Origin of the sequence: Chryseobacterium sp. BGARF1 (assembly GCF_001677955.1) — a bacterium.
Taxonomy (GTDB): domain Bacteria; phylum Bacteroidota; class Bacteroidia; order Flavobacteriales; family Weeksellaceae; genus Chryseobacterium.
Genome location: NZ_LELA01000142.1, coordinates 1 through 1,083, shown reverse-complemented (window position 1 = coordinate 1,083; position 1,083 = coordinate 1). Strand labels below are relative to the sequence as shown.

Below are 1,083 nucleotides of genomic sequence, written 5' to 3'. Positions count from 1 at the left end.
TTAAAACATTCAGCTAGGATACCTTTTTCCAGAAACTTAAAAACCCATTGCAGGCAGAGTCCACAAATTCAAAGTTTGTTGGAATTTCGTCCCATTTACTCCAATAAGTAACCAACCGGGTTCCCACAGGAGTTTTATTGAGTTGCTGTTTTACATAATCTGAATAAGCATGGTATAAATCACTGTCAGGAAGTATTACATCATCAATCGGATTGGAAGTATCTATATTCTCAAAAAAAGAATTAAAAAAGTAAAAGGCTTCATAATCAGAAAAGCTAATTTTATCGATATTGGAATGGATGAATTCTACATTCTCAATATTATGCCTCACTGCTATTTTTTTTGATATTTTAGTGAGGGAAGCTCTTTGCTCTACTCCATAAAAAAAACCTTCTATAGAAGCAGCACCGACCAGACAAAACTTACCTGCACCCGCACCAATATCAAGTACTTTCGTACCTGGTTTTTCTACCAAATATTTTGCAGCCATTTTGGCTACAGCAATAGGAGTCCAGTGTTTTTCTGCAACGACCTTTATGTTTGGAGGATAAATTTCATTAAAAACGGCATCCTTTACATCAATATTATGTCTAAGCTGTTTAAAAATCATTTTGTTATTTGTAAATATTCTTCGCATGTTAAAAATTCATTTGTTGAAATATGAGTTGAAAGAATAAAAAACCAAGAATTATATGGGTCTGTGTTAATATGGGAAGGTTTTACAGCTACATTTTCATTCATCTCTACAATTTGAAATTCACATGGAGCAACAAGCGAAAAAGTCTTATTGATTCCATGTATAGCTCCAAAATGGTTCTCTTTACCTATGATAGATTCTTGCCTCATATATTCAACCAGATGGATTTCTCCTATCTCCTTTTGAGCAAAGTCGGTAATCCCTACACAGAAATCGTATAGTCCTATTTTTCTTAACCACAGATGATTTTCTGTATAATAATGGTTTTTGGGAATAAGCATACAGTTATTTAATTTAGTCTTTAATAAATGGAGTTTTCACAATCACACCTTTGACCGGTTTATTTCTTATATTAATAAAAATTTCACTTCCGTGTTTAGCACTTT

At 32.8% G+C, this 1,083-nt stretch carries 2 protein-coding genes; both read right to left on the bottom strand.

Features of this window, described 5'->3' with window-relative positions:
- Window positions 1–13: 13 nt before the first annotated feature.
- Window positions 14–610, bottom strand: coding sequence for a methyltransferase domain-containing protein (locus AB671_RS20605; RefSeq protein WP_066682043.1), 597 nt, complete (start codon window positions 608–610; stop codon window positions 14–16).
- Entirely contained in the window at window positions 607–978 is a 372-nt protein-coding gene (locus AB671_RS20600) for a glycine cleavage system protein H (protein ID WP_066682041.1), read from the bottom strand. Before AB671_RS20600 ends, AB671_RS20605 begins: the two co-directional genes overlap by 4 nt.
- Between the last annotated feature and the right edge of the window lie 105 nt (window positions 979–1,083).